This is a genomic window from Streptomyces sp. DH41, from assembly GCF_029813785.1.
Lineage (GTDB): Bacteria > Actinomycetota > Actinomycetes > Streptomycetales > Streptomycetaceae > Streptomyces.
On sequence record NZ_JARVKY010000017.1, the window covers coordinates 40,843 to 58,605 of the forward strand.

5 protein-coding genes are annotated in these 17,763 nt (G+C 73.9%); 4 read left to right on the forward strand and 1 reads right to left on the reverse strand.

Features of this window, described 5'->3' with window-relative positions; genetic code table 11:
• Positions 1–62: 62 nt before the first annotated feature.
• Positions 63–1,700, reverse strand: coding sequence for a (2,3-dihydroxybenzoyl)adenylate synthase (locus QC283_RS25435; RefSeq protein ID WP_279563995.1), 1,638 nt, complete (start codon positions 1,698–1,700; stop codon positions 63–65).
• A 262-nt stretch (positions 1,701–1,962) separates the two neighbouring features.
• Between QC283_RS25435 and QC283_RS25440 the strand changes: the two genes are divergently transcribed.
• From QC283_RS25440 to QC283_RS25455, 4 genes are read left to right on the forward strand one after another with little or no spacing between them, the layout of a single operon-like run.
• On the forward strand, positions 1,963–8,787 hold the full coding sequence (locus QC283_RS25440) for a non-ribosomal peptide synthetase (protein WP_279564131.1): 6,825 nt from the start codon (positions 1,963–1,965) through the stop codon (positions 8,785–8,787).
• Positions 8,784–14,399 (forward strand): non-ribosomal peptide synthetase, encoded by a 5,616-nt coding sequence (locus tag QC283_RS25445; protein WP_279563996.1) that lies wholly within the window; start codon positions 8,784–8,786, stop codon positions 14,397–14,399. Before QC283_RS25440 ends, QC283_RS25445 begins: the two co-directional genes overlap by 4 nt.
• Positions 14,396–15,547, forward strand: coding sequence for a saccharopine dehydrogenase NADP-binding domain-containing protein (locus tag QC283_RS25450; RefSeq protein ID WP_279563997.1), 1,152 nt, complete (start codon positions 14,396–14,398; stop codon positions 15,545–15,547). The genes QC283_RS25445 and QC283_RS25450 overlap by 4 nt, the downstream gene beginning before the upstream one ends.
• Positions 15,544–17,760, forward strand: coding sequence for a Gfo/Idh/MocA family oxidoreductase (locus tag QC283_RS25455; RefSeq protein ID WP_279563998.1), 2,217 nt, complete (start codon positions 15,544–15,546; stop codon positions 17,758–17,760). The genes QC283_RS25450 and QC283_RS25455 overlap by 4 nt, the downstream gene beginning before the upstream one ends.
• Positions 17,761–17,763 lie beyond the last annotated feature (3 nt).

Here is a 17,763-nt window from a genome sequence, read left to right on the forward strand (position 1 = left end):
AGGACGTCTTACGGCCGGCAGGAGGAGCGCCCCGGTCGCCGGGGGCTCCTCCGCGCCACGCCTTACGGCCGGGGCAACAGCCGGGCCAGTGCCGCCTTGTCGACCTTCCCGACCGGGGTGAGCGGAAGACCGGGAACCTGGACGACCTCGTCCGGCGCCTTGTACCCGGCCAGCCCGCGCTCCTTCAGGAGGGCGGCGACCTCCCGTGTGCCGGGAGCCGCGCCCGCGCAGACGACGAAGGCGACCGACCGCTCACCCCATCGCTCGTCCGGCATACCGACCAGCGCCGCCGCTGTGATCGCGGGATGCGCCAGCAGCTGCTCCTCCACCTCGACCGCGGCGACCTTCTCGCCGCCACGGTTGATCTGGTCCTTGATCCGCCCCACCACCACGAGGTGACCGGACGGCAGACGCCGCACCACGTCTCCGGACCGGTAGTAGCCGTCCGGGGTGAACGCCGTGCGGTTGTGCTCCTCGGCGCGGTAGTAGCCACGCAGGGTGTACGGACCCCGGGTGAGCAGCTCACCCGCCGCACCGTCCGGCACGGGCCTGCCGTCGGCATCCACCACGAGCACCTCGTCGTCCGGCGAGACGGGCCGGCCCTGGGTGGCGTGGACGAGGTCCTCGGGGTCGTCGAGGCGGGTGAGGTTGATCAGGCCCTCTGCCATGCCGAAGACCTGTTGCACGGTCACCCCGAGCGCCGGCCCGAGCTTGCGGGCGTGCTCCTCGGGCAACCGCGCCCCGCCGACCTGGACCACCGAGAGGCTCCCGAGGTCCCAGGAACCCGACTCCGCCTCGTCCATCCAGTGGGGGACGAGCGGCGGGGTCAGCGAGGTCAGGGTCACGCCCTCCCGCTCGACGAGGGCGAACGCCGTCTGCGGGCTGGGGTCGGGCGCGACGACGACGGTTCCCCCGGCCATGAGGGTGCCCAGCACACCGGGGCAGGCGAAGGTGAAGTTGAACCCGAGGGGAAGCACCGCCAGGTACACGGTCCGCGCGTCGAGGGCGCAGACCTCCGCGCAGGCCCGCGCGTTGTAGGAGTAGTCGTCGTGGGTGCGCGGGATGAGTTTCGGAAGTCCCGTGGTGCCGCCGGACAGCAGCAGGAGAGCGATGTCGGCGGCGTCCGCCCGGCCGTCGTCGGAGCCGGGCCCGGACGCGGACGGCGCCTGCGTCCGCAACGCCTCGAAGGAGACGAAGCCGTCGCCGGTGCCGGGTTCCCCGACCACGACCACGTGCCGCAGCGAGCCGTCCGGCCCCTGCTCCGCCCGTACCTCGCGCATCAGTTCGCGGTGGTCGAACCTGGCGTGCCGGTCGGGCACCACACAGGCCACGGCACCCGCCACGCGCACCAGGTGGCCGATCTCCCGGCGCCGGTGGCCCGGCATGGCGTGCACCGGTACGGCGCCGAGCCGCTGCAGCCCGAACCACACGAGCACGAACTCCGCGCGGTTCGGGAGCTGGAGCACCACGCGGTCACCCCGCCCGATCCCGAGTCCCCCCAGTCCCCGGGCGACACGGTCCGCCTCGGCGTCCAGCTCCGCGTAGGTCCACCGCCGGTCGCCGTCGACCAGGGCGACGCGCCCTCCATGGCCGGCCGCGCTTTCGCGCAGACGGGCGCCGAAGGTCTTCCCCTGCCAGTGTCCGGCGGCTCGGTAGCGCGCCGACTCCGCCTCGGTCCAGGTCCGTTGGGTCTCGGTCATGGGGCCCTGCCTCTCATTGCCGGGCCTCTGGCTCTGGCGCCGAGTCCCGTCGTGTGATTACGATGTGAATCATAGAAATGATAATCATTTTTATCTAGCGGGCGGTCAGCCCTGCGTGGAGAGCTCCCGGCGTCGGCGGACTTCGACGTGACTCCCACCCCCATCCGACCGGAAGGCAGCACCAGTGAGCGATGAAGCAGTCGTCCAGGCGCGGACAGCGCAAGGAGGCTCCGCCGGTCGGGATCTCCACGGGTCCGCGGCGGTGCGTGAGGCGGTGGCACGCGCGCTCCGGATGGCGCCGGAGGAGTTGGACGACGACCGCGACCTCTTCGAACTCGGCCTCGACTCACTGGTTCTGATGTCCCTGGTCGGTACCTGGCGGCGAGAGGGCAGCACGGTCACCTTCCGGGACCTCACGAGCAGTCCGACCCTGCGGGACTGGACGACCCTGCTCGCGCGGCGGCCAAGCGGTCGGTCGACCCCCGCCCCGGCCCCCGCTGCCCCGGCCCCGGCTGCCCCGCCCGCGCCGCACGGCGCGGCGGCGACCGAGGCGGAGCCGGACTCCTTCCCCTTGGCCACGATGCAGCACGCCTACTGGATCGGACGCCAGGACGGACAGCCCCTCGGTGGCGTCGCCGCGCACTTCTACGTGGAACTCGACGGCCACGAGGTCGATCCGGCCCGGCTCGACACCGCCCTGCGGGCGCTCGTGCTGCGGCACGGCATGCTGAGAGCCGTCTTCGACGAGGACGGCCGTCAGCGCTTCGGTGCTGCAGGTGCGCCGCTCACCGTCCACGATCTGCGGGAACGCACCCCCGTCGAGGCCGAGTCGGAGCTGGAACTGCTGCGTGAGCGCAACACCCACGCCCGCCCGGACATCAGCGCCGGTGACGTCTTCCGCGCGGCCCTGTGCCTGCTCCCCGACGGCAGGACCCGTCTGCAGGTCGACCTGGACATGATGGCCGGTGACGCGCTGAGCCTGCGGGTCCTCCTGACCGACCTGCGCCGTTTCTACGAGTGCCCCGACGACCCGCCGCGCGAGCTCGGCCTCGACTACAGGCACTACCTCGCGGAGCACGACGTGCGCAGACGCGCCGAACGCGAGCAGGACGCCGCCTGGTGGCGCGAGCGCCTGCCGGATCTGCCACGGGCCCCACGGCTGCCGACGGCCGTCGACCCCCTGACCCCGGTCGGCGCGGACGACAGTACGCTGACCCACTCCCGCCGCCTGCACCACTGGCTCGGCCCCGCCGACAAGGCCGCGCTCGTCAACGCCGCCCGCCGGCACGGCCTGACCCCCGCCGCCGCCCTCGCCACCGCCTTCGCCGAGGTCATCGCCGCCTGGAGCGACAGCCGGCGCTTCCTCCTCAACCTGCCGCTGTTCGACCGGGAGATGTTCGCACCCGAAGTCGCCGGCCTGGTGGGCGACTTCAGCAGCTCGGTCCTGCTCGACGCGGACATGAGCGCTTCCCTCCCCTTCTCCCGGCAGGCCCGCGGCCTCCAGGAACGCCTGCAGGAGGGCATCTCCCACGGTGCGTACGGCGGCGTAGAGGTACTCCGCGACCTGGCCCGCGCCGAGGGAGCCCCGGTGCTGGCTCCGGTCGTGTACACCAGCGCCATCGGACTGGGCGAGATCTTCGAACAGGACGTCCAGAAGTCCTTCGGACGCCCTTCCTGGATCATCTCGCAGGGCCCGCAGGTCTACCTGGACGCCCAGGTCACCGAACTCGACGACGGCCTCCTCCTCAACTGGGACGTCCGGGACGGCGTGTTCGAGGCCGGTGTGCCCGACGCCGCCTTCGACGCCTACCGCCGCCTCGTCACGCGTCTGGTGCGGGACCCCGACGCCTGGGCCCGGCCGGTGGACGGCCTGCTCGCCCCCGACGTCCTGCCCCGGCGCGCGGTAGCGGCCCTGCCCCCCACGCCCGTCGCGGACCGCGCCCTGCACACGCGCTTCTTCCGGCTCGCCGAGACCGAGCCGGGCCGCGCGGCGGTCGTCCGCGCGACCGGCGACACGACCACCTACGGCGAACTCGCCCACGCGGCACGGCGCATCGCCGCGCTGCTGCGCGAGAACGGCGTACGGGAGGGCGACACCGTCGCCGTGACCCTGCCCAAGGGCGCCGAACAGATCACCGCGGTCCTCGGCATCCTGGCCGTGGGCGCCGCCTACGCCCCCGTCGGCGTGGAACAGCCCGCCGCACGCCGGCAACGCATCCACGCCGTGGCCGGCGTGTCCGCCGTGCTCACCGACCGGGACCACGCCCACCTGTGCGAGGACCTCTCCTCGGCCCCGGTACTGCTCCTGGAGGACGCGTCGGGGGCCCGGCCCGCACCGGTCGTCCAGCCGGACCCCGCCCTGCCCGCCTACGTGCTGTTCACCTCCGGCTCGACGGGAGTGCCCAAGGGCGTCGAGGTGTCGCACAGGGCGGTCGTCAACACCATCGAGGCGATGGAGGACCAGCTCGGGCTCGGCCCCGCGGACCGCACGCTCGCGATCTCCGCGCTGGACTTCGACCTCGCCACCTGGGACATCCTCACCCCGCTGTCCCTCGGCGGCCAGGTGGTGGCCGTAGGACAGGAGCACCGCCGCGACGCCCACCACTGGGCGCGGCTGGTGCGCACGCACGGGGTGACGCTGGTGCAGTGCGTGCCCGCGCTGCTGGACCTGCTGATGGCCGCGGGGGAGGACGAGGGCCTCGGGGACTGTCTGCGCATGGTGCTGCTCGGCGGGGACTGGGTCGGACTCGACCAGCCCCGCAGACTCCGGGCTCTCGTCCCCGGCTGCCGTTTCGTGGCGCTCGGCGGCATGACGGAGGCCGCCGTCCACTCCACGGTGTTCGAGGTGGAGGAGACCGACCCGGCCTGGAAGTCCGTCCCCTACGGTGTCCCGCTGCGCAACATGCGGGCCCGTGTCGTGGACGGACGGGGACGCGACTGCCCCGACCTCGTCCCCGGCGAGCTGTGGATCGGCGGCCCCGGGGTGGCCAACGGCTACCGAGCGGACCCCGAACGCACGGCGGAACGCTTCGTCGAGCACGACGGCGAACGCTGGTACCGCAGCGGTGACCTCGCCCGCTACCGGCCCGACGGCGTGCTGGAGTTCCTCGGCCGCGCCGACCACCAGGTGAAGATCGGCGGCCACCGGATCGAACTGGGCGAGGTCGAGTCCGCGCTGGAGGACGACCCCGCCGTCCTGCACGCGGTCGCCGCCGTGCTCGACACACCGGTACGTCACCTGGCCGCGGCCGTGTCCGCCCTCGGCAAGGCACCCGACCCGGACGAGGTCCGCCTGCGGGTGGCGGCACGCCTCCCCGCCTACATGGTTCCCGAGCGTGTCCTCGTCCTGCGCGACCTGCCGCTGACCGCCAACGGCAAGCTCGACCGGACGGCCGTCCACCGGGCGCTGGCCGAGGCCGCCGGCCGGCACGGCCCCCGCACGTCGGCGCCGACCGGGCCGGTGGAGGCCGCCGTGGCGGCCGAGTGGGCCGACCTGCTCGGCGTGGCCGAAGTGGGACGCGAGAGCAGCTTCTTCCTGCTGGGCGGCGACTCGCTCGTCGCGACGCGCATGATCGGCCGACTGCGTGCCGCGGGCTTCCCCGGCGCCCGCGTGGCCGACCTCTTCGCCCGCCCCGTGCTCCAGCACTTCTGCGAGACGCTGCACCCCGCGACGACCGCCGACGACGAACCGGCACCGGCCACCCCCGTCGTCCTCGTGCCCGACCCTGACCACGCGCACGAGCCGTTCCCGCTGACGGACGTCCAGGCCGCCTACCACACCGGCCGCGACCCCCGGTTCACCCTCGGCGGCGTCGGCACCTGGCACTACACGGAGTTCGACGGCACCGACGTCGACCTGGGCCGGCTGGAGCGCGCCTGGAACACCCTCGTCGGACGGCACGGCATGCTGCGCGCGGTCGTCGAGGACGGACACCAGCGCGTGCTGCCCGACGTGCCGCCGGTGCGCGTGCCGGTGGAGGACGCGCGTGCCGGCGACGCGGCGAGGGCCCTGGCCGGTCTGCGCGCCCGCCTGTCCCAGCAGGTCCGCGACCCCGCCCGGTGGCCGCTCTTCGCCCTCGAGGCGGTGCGCTACCACGCGGACGAAGGCGCGGACGAGAAGGGCGGCGAGGTACGGACACGTATCGGCATCGGCCTGGACTACCTCGTGCTCGACGCGCTCTCCATCACCACGCTCTACGCCGAACTGAACGCGCTCTACACCGACCCGGAGCACGAACCGCCGCCCGTGGACGTGTCGTTCCGCGACTACCTGACCCGCCTTCCGGCGGACCCGGAGCCGACCGCGCGGGCCCGCGCCCACTGGCAGGCCCGCCTGTCGGAACTGCCGCCGCCTCCCGCCCTGCCCTTCGCCCGGGACCCGGCGACGCTCGACTCGCCCGTCTTCACCCGGCGCCGGCTGAGCCTGCCCGCCGAGGACTGGGGGACCGTCAAGCGGGACGCGGCCCGGCACGGCCTGACTCCGTCCACCGTCCTGCTCGCCCTGTACGCGGAGGTCCTGGCGGCCTGGAGCGGGACCGACGCGCTGACCGTCACGCTCACCCTCTTCAACCGGCGTGACGTCCACCCCCACATCCACCGGGTGCTGGGTGACTTCACCTCCCTGTCCCTGGCCGGGTACCGGCGCGCGGGCACGTCCTGGCCGGCGGCGGCCGCCGCGCTGCAACGCCGTCAGGCGGAGGACCTCGACCACGCCGACGTGCCGATCGACTGGCTGCTGCGGGAGTTCGGCCGGCGCACGGGCACGGTGGACGCCGCCGCACCCGTGGTGTTCACCAGCGCCATCGGCGTCGGGGACGCGACACTGGCCGGACCCGGCACGGGGTTCCCCGCGAAGGTCTGGGGCATCTCCCAGTCCCCGCAGGTCTGTCTGGACAACCAGGTCACCGAGGAGTCCGGGAACCTGGTCGTCACCTGGGACGCCGTCGAGGAGCTGTTCGCCGAGGGCGTGCTGGACGCGATGTTCGCGGCGTACGAGCGGCTGCTGCGGCACGTCGTGGCCGGTGACAGGGAGGCACCGCTCCCCGACCTGGTGCCCGCCTCGCAGTACGAACGGCGGGCCGCCGCGGCACGGGAGGCCGCCCTGGAACCGGTGGCGCCGCGCCCGCTGCACCAGCTGTTCTTCGCCCACGCGACGGCCACTCCCGACCGCACCGCCCTCGTCACGACGGCGGGGGAGGAGGTGACCTACCAAACCCTCGCGGGACAGGCGCTGCGCACCGCCGCCGCGCTCGGCGACGCGGGAGTGCGGCCGGGCGACCTGGTCGCGGTCACCCTGCCCAAGGGACCGGAACAGATCGCGGCGGTCCTCGGCGTCCACGCGGCCGGCGCCGCCTACGTCCCCCTGAGCCTCGAACAGCCCGCCGCCCGGTTGCAGCGGGTGCGCGCCACCGCCCGTTTCGACGTGGTCCTGGGGAGTTGGCCCGCATCGGAGGGCACCGGTCCCCGCACCCTGTCATGGGCGGACACGCAAGGCCGCGAGCCGTTGCCCGCGCCGGGTGGGACGTCCCCCCGGTCGCTCGCCTACGTGATCTTCACGTCGGGCTCCACGGGCGAGCCCAAGGGAGTCGAGATCACCCACGCCGCCGCCTGGAACACGATCGCGGACATCAACGCCCGGCACGGCATCACCGGGGACGACCGTGTCTTCGCCCTGTCGGCACTGGACTTCGACCTGTCCGTCTACGACGTCTTCGGCCTGCTCGCCGCGGGCGGCTCCCTCCTGCTGCCCACCGAGGACCAGCGCCGTGAACCGGCCCGCTGGCCGGGCCTGCTGGACCAGTACGGCGTGACCGTCTGGAACACCGTCCCCGCCCTGCTCGACCTGCTCCTCGACGCCGACGAACAGGGCGGAGGGGAAGGCGGCCGGATCGCGGGACTGCGGACCGCGCTGGTCTCCGGCGACTGGATCGGTCTCGACCTGCCCGCCCGGCTGCGGTCCCGGACCGCGCGGCCCTGCGCCTTCGTCGCCATGGGCGGAGCCACGGAGGCCGGCATCTGGTCCAACACCCTCACCGTCACCGAACCGGACCCCCGATGGGTGTCCATCCCCTACGGACGTCCCCTGACCGGCCAGCACTACCGCGTGGTCGACCGGGACGGCCGGGATTGCCCCGACTGGACCCCCGGCGAGCTGTGGATCGGCGGCGCGGGACTGGCCCGCGGCTACCTGGGCGACCCGGTCCGCACCGCCGAGAAGTTCGTCGAACGGGATGGGCGGCGCTGGTACCGGACGGGCGACCTGGGCCGGTTCCGGGGTGACGGACTGCTGGAGTTCCTCGGCCGGCTCGACAGCCAGCTGAAGATCGCCGGTCACCGCGTCGAGGCGGGCGAGGTGGAGGCCGCGCTGGAGGCGCATCCGGCCGTCGCGCGTGCCGCCGTCGTGGCCGTGGGGGAGCGCACCGCCAGGCGCCTGGTCGCGTTCGCCGTACCGCAGGACCTCACCGCGGGCGGCACGCCCGTCGACGAGCCGGCTCTCAGCGGGCCCGGCACGCCCGTCGTGTCCGGCACGTCTGTCGTGTCCGGCACGCCCGTGGGGCCCGGCACGTCTGTCGTGTCCGGCACGCCCGTGGGGTCCGGCACGCCCGTCGACGAGGCGGCTCCCACCGGGTCCGGCACGCCCGTCGAGGACCCGGAACTCACCGAGGGCCTGTTCGGCCTGCTGGCCGAGCGGGTGCCGGTCTACGCCGTCCCGTCCCGCATCCTGCTCCTGCCCGCCCTGCCCCTCACCGCGAACGGCAAGGTCGACCGGGCCGCCCTCGCCGGCCTCGCGGGACCGGAGGCGGTCCTCGCCGCCGCCGAGCCGCCACGGGGCGAGACCGAGACGGCCCTCGCCGCGCTCTGGCACGAGCACCTGCCGCAAGGCGCGCCGGACCGCAACGCCAACTTCTTCACCGTCGGCGGCGACAGCCTCACCGCGCTGCGCCTGCTCACCGCGATCGAGCGCCGCTTCGGGGCCACCGTGCCCGCCCGCCGCTTCTTCGCCGCACCGACCATCGCCGCGCTCGCCGCGGACGTCACCCGAACGCTCGCGGCCCACGGGACCGCCTACGAGACCGGAGAACTGTGAACATCGCTGAACTGCTGGCCCGCTACGCCGACGACGGCGTGGTGCTGTGGGCCCAGGACGGACAGCTGCGGTTCCGGGCCCCGCAGGGCCGGCTCACCGACACGCACCGAGCCGAACTGCGCACGCACAAGGAAGCCATCCTGCGCCACCTCGAGGCGGGTGAGGGCACGCTGCGCGCGGACCCCGGCAACCGTCACGAACCGTTCCCGCTGACGGACATCCAGGCCGCCTACCTCATCGGCCGCACCGACGCCTACGCCTACGGGGGCGTCGGCTGCCACGCCTACGTGGAGCTGGAGTACCCCGACCTGGACGTCGACCGCGTCACCTCCGTCTGGCGGGAGCTGATCCAGCGGCACGACATGCTCCGCGCGGTCGTCCACCACGACGGCTACCAGCAGGTCCTGCCCGACGTGCCCGCGTTCTCCGTGGGAACCGACGACCTGACCGCGCTGCCGGCCGCCACCGCCGAGGCCCACACGCGGCGCACCCGGGCCCGGCTGTCCACCCGCGAGGCGCCCACCGACCAGTGGCCCCTCTTCGACGTGCACGTGACCCGGACCGCCGAGCGGGCCGTGCTCCACCTCGCCTTCGACATGCTCGTCGTCGACCACGCCGGCCTGCGCGTCCTGCTCGCGGAGTTCCAGCGGAGCTACGGCGGCACCGCCCTGACCGACGCACCGCGGATCGCCTTCCGCGACTACGTCCTGGCCCGCCGCGCCCTCGCCGACACCGACGGCCACGCCCGCGACCGCGCCTACTGGACCGAACGGCTCGACACCCTGCCGCCCGCCCCCGAACTGCCCCTCGCCGAAGCATGGGAAGCCGCCGTGAGCGGCCCTGGCCAGGAGGTCCGCGCTCCGGCCTCCGGTGACGCGGTGACGTTCCGCCGGCTGGAGGTCCTGCTGCCCGCAGCCGACCGGGACCGGCTCACCGAACGGGCCGCGCGGCGCGGACTGACCGTGTCGACGGCCCTGCTCACCGCGTACGCCGAGACGGTCGGCGCCTGGTCGCGGACCAGCCGTTTCACGCTCAACGTGCCCACGGTCGACCGGCCCGCCCTGCACGAGGACATCGACCGGCTCATCGGTGACTTCACCTCGCTCGAACTCCTCGCCGTCGACCTCGACGCCCCGGCCACCTTCGCGGAGCGGACCAGGGCCGTGGGGGAGCGGCTCCTCGAAGACCTGGCACACCCGCTGTTCACCGGCTCGGAGGTGCTCGCCGAACTCTCCCGCAGGGCCGGTGCCCCGGTGCTCATGCCGGTCGTCTTCACCAGCGCCCTGGGCGCCGGTGCCACCTCCGAGGGCGTGCCTCCCGAGGTGACGTACGCCGTGACCCGGACACCGCAGGTGTGGCTCGACTGCCAGGTCATGCACCGCGGAGACACGCTCAGCCTGTCCTGGGACATCCGGGAGGGCGCGCTCGCCCACGGGGTGGCCGACGCCATGTTCGAGGCGTACACGGCACTCGTACGGTCGCTGTCGGCCGAGGGCGAGGCCGGTGAGGCCGCCTGGGACGCGCCGGCCCGCACCGCCCTGCCCGAGGCGCAGGCGGAGCGACGGAGCGCGGTCAACGCGACCGAGGGCCCGCTGCCGGACGCCCTGCTCCACGAACCCGTACTGGCCCAGGCACGGGCCACACCGGACGCGATCGCGGTCCGCACACCCGAACTGGCCCTGTCCTACCGCCGGCTCGTAGCCCGCGCGAGCCGTCTCGCCGAGACGCTGACGGCGTCCGGACTGCGCCCCGGGGAACCGGTGGCCATCTGGATGGACAAGGGCTGGGAGCAGGTCGTCGCCGTCTACGGCACCCTCATGGCGGGCGGCGCCTATCTGCCCGTCGACACGGCCCAGCCGCCGGCCCGCCGGGACACGATCCTCGCGGACGCGGACGTCCGCACCGTCCTCACCCAGTCTTGGCTCGCCGACCTCGAAGACCTCCCGGCGACGGTGACGGCCGTATCCGTGGACCTCGTCGAGGAAGCCGCCGGGGACGGTACGACAGCCGCCGCCCACCGGGATCCCGACGACCTCGCCTACGTCATCTACACCTCGGGCTCCACCGGCACGCCCAAGGGCGTGATGATCAGCCACCGGGCCGCCCTGAACACCGTCGAGGACATCAACCGCCGCTTCGCCGTCACCGAGCGCGACCGCGTTCTCGGCATCGCGGGACTCGGCTTCGACCTGTCCGTCTACGACCTGTTCGGACCGCTCGCCGTGGGCGCGACCCTCGTCCTGCCCCGGGCCGACCGGCGCGGCGACCCCTCCCACTGGGCCGAACTGGTCCGCGACTTCGGCGTCACGGTGTGGAACTCCGTGCCGGGCCAGCTCCACATGCTGTGCGACTGGCTCCGCTCCGAGCCCCCCACCGACGACGGCGAACTGCGGCTCGCGCTGATATCCGGCGACTGGATACCGGTCTCGCTGCCCGACCAGGCCCGTGAACTCCTGCCGGGCCTGGAGATCGTCTCCCTCGGCGGAGCGACCGAGGGCTCCATCTGGTCCATCGCCCACCCGATCGGCGAGGTGGACACCGCCCGCCCGAGCATTCCGTACGGCAAGCCCCTGACCAACCAGACCTTCGCCGTGCTCGACCGGCACCTGCGGCCACGGCCCGAATGGGTACCGGGTGAGCTGTACATCGGCGGCGCCGGGGTCGCCCTGGGCTACTTCGGTGACGAGGAGCGCACGGCACAGCGGTTCCTCACCGACCCCGTCACCGAAGAGCGGCTCTACCGCACGGGCGACCTCGGGCGGTACCTCCCCGACGGGACCATCGAGTTCCTGGGCCGGGAGGACGCCCAGATCAAGATCCGCGGTTACCGGGTCGAACTCGCCGAGGTGGAGGCCGCCGTACAGGCCCACCCGGCGGTCGCGGCGGGCGCGGTCGTCGTCGACGACTCGGCGGCGGGCGGGCGACGCCTGGCCGCGTTCGTGGAAACGGCACGCAAGGACGGCGAGACGCCGCGCGAGGGGGAAGCGGGGGAACGCGGAGAGGGCGGGACGCGACGCGAAGAGCGCGGGACGGCACGCCAGGACGGCGGCGGGCCCGCCGCCACCAGCCGCGAACAGGCGCGCGCGGCGGCCGCCGACGCCGTACGCGAAGCCTCCGCGGCCGTCGACGCCGCACGGCTCACCGACTTCATGGCCGCCCTCGACGAGGCGGCGATCGCCGAGATGACCCGGGTCCTCGCAGCCTCCGGAGTGTTCGACGGGGGAGCGGCACGCACGGCGGAGGAGGTGGGCACGGCACTGCGCGCCACACCCCGCCACCGGCACATCGTGCGCCGCTGGCTGCGCGCCCTCGCCGCCCGGGACCGGCTCACCCACCAGGACGCCGACGACACCTACACCGGCCTCGTCCCCGTCTCCGCTGCCGAGGCGGAGCGCCGCCGGCGGCTGGCCGCCGACCTGGAGCACGAGATCGGGTGGAGCACCGAGCTGCTCACCGTCATGCGCACCTGCGCCGAACGGCTGCCCGAGCTGATCTCCGGGGAGGCCGGCATCCGCGAGCTGCTCTTCCCGGGCGCGGCGACGGAGGCCGCGGACGCCGCCTACCGGGACAACCTCGCCATCCGGCACCTGAACCGCGCGGTGGCCGCCGCGCTGCGCGAGATCGCCGCGAGCCACACCGGCGAGGAACGGCTGCGGGTGCTGGAAGTCGGCGGCGGCGTCGGCGGCACCACCGGCGAACTGGTGCCCGTGCTCGCCGAGTACGGCGTCGACTACCTGTTCACGGACGCCTCGGCGTTCTTCCTGAACGAAGCCCGCGAGCGCTTCGCCGACCACGCCTGGGTCCGCTACCAGCGTTTCGACGTCGACGAGGACCCCCGCGCCCAGCACCTGCCGCCCAACACCTTCGACGTCGTGGTCTGCGCCAACACGCTGCACGCCGCCGCCGACGCGGACGCCGCCGTGGGCAGGCTGCGGGAACTGCTCGTGCCGGGCGGACAGCTCGTGTTCGTGGAGAACACCCGCGACGAGAACCTCCCGCTGCTCGTCTCCATGGAGTTCCTCGAGGTCGCCGGCCGGGCGTGGACCGACGTGCGCGAGCACACCGGGCAGTCCTTCCTCACCCACACCCAGTGGCGCGAACTCCTGGAGCGGCACGCCGCGTCCGAGGTCATCTCGCTGCCCGACGCCCGGGACGCCCTGGCACTCACCGGGCAGGAGGTGTTCATCGCCACGATGAAGGACGACCGGCACCACGTGCCGGTGGGGGAGCTGGCCCGCACGGCGGCCACCCGGCTCCCGGAGTACATGCTCCCGTCGGTGTGGCAGGTCGTCGACACCCTGCCCCGCACGGCGAACGGCAAGACCGACCGCGCGCGCCTGCGGTCCTGGCTGCCCCGGGAGAGCGCACCGGCCGTCGTGGACGAGCAGCCCAAGGACGAGCTGGAGAACAGCCTGGCCGACCTGTGGACGGAACTCCTCGCGGTCGAACGTGTCACCCGCAACGACGACTTCTTCGACCTCGGCGGCGACTCGCTCCTGGTGGCCCGGATGGTGGGCCGGCTGCGTGAACGGATACCGCGGGCGGCCGACCTGGAGTGGGAGGTCGTCCTGCGCCACATGCTGCGCCGCCCCACGGTCGCGGGTCTCGCCGGGTTCCTGCGCGGCCTGGCCGGTCCGCAGGACGCGCCCGCGTCCGGACCGGTGCGCACGGACCCGGTGATCCATCTGCACGGCTCGCGTTCGAAGGACGAGCCGACGACCGTGCTGGTGCACGCGGGAACCGCGACGATCATGCCGTACCGGGCGCTGGTCACCGAGATCAGACGCCGCTCGCCCGGCCTCGCCGAGGTCGTCGGCGTGGAGGTCCCGGACCTGAACGGGTTCCTCGACGCGCCGCCGGACGGACTCGTCGAGCAGATGGCGGCCGACTACGCGCGAGCCCTGACGGCGGACGGCCGCGGCCGCTTCCACATCATCGGCTACTGCCTGGGCGGCCTGATCGCCACCGAAGTGGCCCGCAACCTGGCCGAGTCGGGGGCCGAGGTGGAGAGCCTGACCGTCATCAGCAGCCACAGCCCCCGCTTCCGCCTGGACGACGAACTCCTCGCCGAGTACTCCTTCGCCGTCATGATGGGCATCGACCCGGCCGACCTCGGCTTCCCCGACGACCAGTACCGGGTGGCCGCGGCGGCCGACGCCGTCCTGGCCGCCAGTCCCGGTGTGCTGCCGGACGGCGGACTCGCCGCGCTGCCCGAGGAGTTCGAGGACGTCGCGAGCCGCTTCCGGCAACTCGCCGACGTTCCCCGCGCCACCCGAATCGCCCGGATGTGCGAGGCGGTACCCGCATCGGCCGGTACCTACGAACCCGACCACATGACGCGGCTCTTCCTCGCCTTCCGCCAGAGCGTCTTCGCCATCACCCGTTACGACGCGGAGCCGTACGCCGGTGACATCACCTTCCTGCGCCACGACGGCGCCTACCCCTTCCCCGGCAGCAAGGACGCCGTCACCACCTACTGGGAGGAACTGACCCTGGGAGACCTGGACATCGTCGACATCGACGGCGACCACTACAGCTGCCTGTCCGTCGAGCACGCGCCCGGCATCCTCAAGACCCTCGGTGAGCTGACCCAGGGGGCGATCACCCGATGACCAGGCCTGTGATCGGAGTCCTGGGCGCCTCCGGGGCGGTCGGCCGGGCCGCCGTACGGGAACTGCGCGCACTCGGCCACACCGGACTCCGCCTGGGCGGTCGTACCGCCTCCGCCCTGTGCGCGGTCGCCGAGGAGGATCCCGCCGGCCATGACGAGACCGTGTGGGCGGACGCCACCGCGCCGGACGGCCTGCGGGCCTTCACCGACGGCTGCGACATCGTCCTCAACTGCGCCGGCCCCACCTACCGGCTCCGCGCCACGGTGGCCTCGGCCGCACTCGCCGCCGGAGCGGACTGCGTCGACGTGGCCGGGGACGACCCGGCCGCCGAGGACCTCCTCGAGGCCGGCGACCCGGCCCGCGACGGCCGCACGGTCGTCCTGTCGGCCGGAGCCCTCCCCGGCCTGTCCAGCCTCCTGCCCCGCTGGCTGGCCGGGCAGGGTCTGGACAGCGCCTCAGCGCTGACCGCGCACTGCGGCGGCCTGGAGACCTGCTCGCCGACGGTGGCGCACGACCTCATGCTCTCCCTCACCTCCGGAGGCGCGGACGGCGCGGCCTACGGCGAGGCCCTCGCCGCCGTCCGCGCCGGCCGGCGCGTCCCGCGCGCCCTGCGCACGGCCGAGGACACCGAACACCGGTCCTTCCCCGGCCGGGTGGCCCTCCAGCCCTATCTCAGCGGGGAGAGCGAACGCCTCGCCACGGACCTCGGCCTCGACCGGCTCGACTGGTACAACGTCCACCCCGGTCCCGCCGTACGCGCGCTGCTCAACCTGCTGCCGGGCCGCCTCGCCGCCGGGGACGACCCGGCCGGGCTGGCGGACCGGCTGATCCTCGCCGCCGACCTCGACCTGGCCGGTCGCGGGCCCTACTACGTCATGGACTTCGAGCTGTCGGGCACCGCGTCCGGGCGGCCGGCCACCGCCGGACTGACCCTGCGCGCGGCCAGCAGCTACCGGCTCACCGCGGCCGTGGGCGCGCTCGCGGTGGACGCGGTGCTGCGGGGCGAGGTACCGGCGGGGGTGCGCTTCGCCCGCGACGTGCTGGACCCCGACACCGTGGTGCGCCACCTGCGCACCCAGTCGGCCGCGGACCTCCGGTTCACGGGAGCGGCGGCCGGCGCCGATCAGGTGGAAGAGGGCGTGCTGTGAACACATCGACGCCCTTGCGGGTGCTGGTCTGCGGCACCAACTTCGGCCGCTTCTACGCCGAGGCGGCACGCCGCCGCCCCGGATACGAGCTGGCCGGCATCCTGAGCCGGGGTTCGTCCGCCTCCCGGGCGTACGCCGAGCGACTCGGCGTCCCCCACTACACGGACGCCGGCGACCTTCCGGCCGACATCGACGCGGCGTGCGTGGCGGTCGGCTCGTCCATCTCGGGCGGTCAGGGAACCGAGCTGGCCAGGGCACTCATGGACCGGGGCATCCACGTCCTCCAGGAGCACCCCGTCCACCTCACCGAGTTGACGGACAACCTCAGACACGCACGCCGCCGGGGAGTGCGGTACCGCGTCAACACCCACTACCCGCACGTCGCCCCGGTCCGAGGCTTCATCGACGCGGCCCGCAGACTCGTCGCGCGACAGCGGCCGCTCTTCGTGGACGCCGCCACCCCGGTCCACCTGATGCACCCCCTGGTGGACATCCTCGGCCAGGCGATGGGCACGCTGCGGCCCTGGCGGTTCGCGGACCCGGCGCCGCTGCCCGCCGGGACCGGTCCGCAGCCGTTCCGCTCCCTGCACGGCGTGTTCGCCGGCGTACCCCTCACCCTGCGGGTGCACCACCAGCTCGACCCGTCCGACCGGGACAACCACGCCCTGCACTGGCACCGCGTCTGCATCGGCACGGAAGGCGGAGTCCTCACTCTGGCCGACACCCACGGGCCGGTCCTGTGGAGTCCCCGCCTGCACATCGGGCGCGACGCCGACCGGCGCTTCGTCCTCGACGGACCGGGCACCGGCCGTCTGGGGTTCGCCACCACGTCCGTCGCCGGAAACACGGGAACCTTCCGCACCGTCTTTTCCGACCTGTGGCCGGAGGCGATCGGCAACGCCCTCGACGGGCTCCGCGAGGCCGTCGAGCAGGGCGACGACGCCCTGCGCACGGGGCAGTACGACCTGGCCGTGTGCCGCGTCTGGACCGATCTGGCCACACGGCTCGGACCGCCCGAGATCGTCCGTCCGGCCACCCCTCGGCCCCTCGCGGTCAGCGACGTCTTTCCGGCCCCGGAGCAGACGCGCGCCGACACGGATCGCCCCAGCGCCGACACGGATCGCCCCAGCGCCGACACGGATCGCTCCAGCGCCGACACGGATCGCTCCAGCGCCGACACGGATCGCTCCAGCGCCGATACGGATCGCTCCAGCGCCGATACGGATCGCTCCAGCGCCGATACGGATCGCCCCCGCGCCGACCGGGACCCTGCCGGTGCGCGACCGGGGACGGGACGCCCCGGCGAGGACTCGGCCCCCGCCCCTTCGGACACCTCGTCCTACACCCCGTCGGCGGAGTTCTTCGACCTCGTCGCCGCCGAGCACACCGCGACCGCGAGCGCGCCCGCGATCGCCGAGCTCCTCGCCGACGCCGACCTGAGCACCGGACCGGTGGTCGACATCGGCGCCGGCACCGGCCTGGTGACCGAGGCCGTCGCCCGTGCCCGGCCGGACGCCGAGATCCTCGCCTGCGAACCGGCGGTCGGCATGCGTGCCGTGCTCACCAGCCGGGTCTTCAGCGATCCGGACCTGCGCTCCCGCGTCACCGTCACCGCGGACGCGGCTCCCGACCTGGACCTGCCGGACCGGGTCAGCGTCGTCCTGCTCTGCGGAGTCCTCGGCCACCTCGACGCCGACGGACGAGCCCGGCTCTGGCGGCGAGTGAACCGGCGACTGGCCCCCGGCGGGCTGGTGGTCGTCGAACTCATGCGGTTCGAGGAGCCGTCGACTCTCCCCGAGACCAGGCTCGCCACCGCCACCGCCGGACGGCACCGCTACGAGTGGTCGTTCGCCGGAGCGCCGGACGAGGCGGAGGACGGCGTGATGCGCCTGCACTCCACCTGGCGCGTCTACCGGGACGACGCCACGGAGGCGGAGCGCGAGGTGCACGACTCCTACCGGTGGGCGACCTTCGGGCTGAAGGACGTGGTGGCCGAGTCCGGGATGACCGCACGCGCCCTGCCCACCCGTCCCGGGGCGCCCCCGCTGGCCGTACTCACCCGGGCACCGGACGCGCCCGACACGGCGCATGAACCGGCCCTGCCGAAGGCGCGGACCGCCCCCGACGGCCCGGGCACGCCACGCGCCACCACCCCGTTCGTCTCCACCCCCACCTCCACCTCTACTTCCACTTCCACCTCCCGCGACGGCTGAGGA

What these genes read in the sequence shown, in the direction of transcription:
- QC283_RS25435 (WP_279563995.1), bottom strand. Translation starts at nt 1,700, where the DNA reads ATGACCGAGACCCAACGGACCTGGACCGAGGCGGAGTCGGCGCGCTAC.
- QC283_RS25450 (WP_279563997.1), top strand. Translation starts at nt 14,396, where the DNA reads ATGACCAGGCCTGTGATCGGAGTCCTGGGCGCCTCCGGGGCGGTCGGC.